This window comes from Rhizobium sp. NPDC092011, assembly GCF_044756305.1.
Lineage (GTDB): Bacteria > Pseudomonadota > Alphaproteobacteria > Rhizobiales > Rhizobiaceae > Rhizobium.
Genome location: NZ_JBIVSO010000047.1, coordinates 1 through 1,974 on the forward strand (window position 1 = coordinate 1; position 1,974 = coordinate 1,974).

The 1,974-nt window shown below is 60.4% G+C and carries 1 protein-coding gene and 1 pseudogene; both read right to left on the reverse strand.

The features are described from left to right. A pseudogene (gene istB / locus ACIQJ2_RS38220) lies at positions 1-545 on the reverse strand (IS21-like element ISRel5 family helper ATPase IstB); the annotation flags it as partial. Continuing rightward, the coding region (gene istA, locus ACIQJ2_RS38225) for an IS21 family transposase (protein ID WP_400678235.1) at positions 542-1,974 on the reverse strand (1,433 nt) is incomplete at its 5' end. The pseudogene istB and the gene istA, both read right to left, overlap by 4 nt.

Consider the following 1,974-nt stretch of genomic DNA (forward strand, 5'->3'; position numbering starts at 1 on the left):
TCCTTGGTGACGTAGGCGAGATCATCGAGGATGAGCAGGTCGTACTTGTTGAGTTTGTCGATGGCAGACTCGAGCTGCAGTTCCCGGCGCGCAACCTGTAGCTTTTGGACGAGATCGGTGGTCCGGGTGAACAGCACGCGCCATCCATTCTCGATCAGCGCCAGACCGATAGCGGCGGCGAGATGGCTCTTTCCTCCGCCGGGGGGACCGAACATGAGGATGTTGGCTCCTTTGGCGAGCCAACTGTCGCCGGCGGTAATTGCCATGACCTGGGCCTTCGAGATCATGGGTACAGCGTCAAAGGCGAAGGTGTCCAAGGTCTTTCCGGGCGGAAGGTGTGCCTCGGCGAGATGCCGCTCAACCCTGCGATGGGCGCGCTCCGCCAGCTCATGCTCGGCGATTGCCGACAGGAAGCGAGCTGCTGGCCATCCTTCCCGGTCCGCCTGTTCGGCAAATTGTGGCCATAGAGTTTTGATTGTCGGCAACCGAAGTTCGTTGAGCATGATGCCGAGTCGTGCTTCATCGATGACGTGGGCGTTCTTCATACGGCTTCTCCCGTCCCGATCAGGGTCTCATAACCGTTGAGCGATGCGAGCTGCACATGAACGGTAGGCAGCTTGGCTGGATCCGGGCCAAAGAGCGTTCGCATGGCGACCAGATCCGGTAAATCGCCGGCGTCCAGGGTCCTGGCCAATTCTTCGGCAAGTTCACGTTCGCAGCCGCGATCATGCGCCAATGCCAGAAGCTCGACGGTGATCTTGCAAGCCTGCTTGTCGGGGAGGTGTTCGATGAGGGTCTCGAAAGCTCTGCGGTATTCCTGACGCGGGAAGAGCTTGTCGCGATAAACGAGGCCGCGGATCGCCATCGGCTTTTTGCGCAGGGAATGGATGACGTGGTGATAGTTGACGACCTGGTCATGCCGGCCGTCAGCATGGCCGCGTCCACGGCGCAACGTCATCAGGTGCGTACCGCCGACAAAGACATCCAGTCGGTCGTCGAACAAGCGAACTCGTAACCTGTGGCCGATCAGGCGGGATGGCACGGTGTAGAAGACCTTGCGTAAGGTGAAGCCGCCTGTCCGGGACACCGTGACGACAATTTCTTCGAAGTCCGTGGTCCGGCGCTCTGGCAGCGCCTGCAGATGGGATCGCTCTGCATCAATGCGCTTGCCATGAGCGGCGTTGCGACGACTGACGATCTCGTCGACAAAGGCGCGGTAGGAACCGAGATCGTCGAACTCCTTAGTTCCCCGCATCAGCAGAGCATCATGAACGGCATTTTTGAGATGACCATGGGAGCTTTCGATCGAGCCGTTCTCATGCGCGACGCCCTTGTTGTTGCGCGTCGGGGTCATCCGATAATGAGAGCAAAGCTGGTCGTAGCGGTGTGTGAGATCGACCTTGGCGTCGGCGTCGAGGTTGCAGAATGCCGCCGACAGGCTGTCGCTGCGATGATAAAGCGGCGTACCACCCACGGACCACAGGGCATTTTGAAGCCCTTCGGCCAGCGCGACAAAGCTTTCCCCGCCGAGAATGACATGGGCATGCTCGAAACCCGACCAGACAAGCCGGAAGTGATAGAACAGGTGATCAAGCGGCTGGCCGGCGATCGTCACACCAAGACCGCTGGCGTCGGTAAAATCCGACAGGCCTAGCCGGCCTGGCTCGTGCGTCTGGCGGAAGATGACCTCCTGCGCTTCGCCATGGACCGCACGCCAGGACCGGATGCGTCGTTCAAGCGTGCGGCGGATACCTTCAGGGAGTTCTGGATGTCGGCGCAGCATCTCGTTGTAGATAGCGACAGCACGGATGCCGGGTGCTGCCTTCAGGAGCGGGACGACTTCGGTCTCGAATATCGGCTCCAAGGGATCAGGGCGGCGGCGTCCGCGCGGCGCTTTACTCTGAGATGGCAGTTGTACCTCCTTGTCGAGGCGGTATGCCGTGGCTCGGCTGATCGACGCTTTTGCCGCGGCGA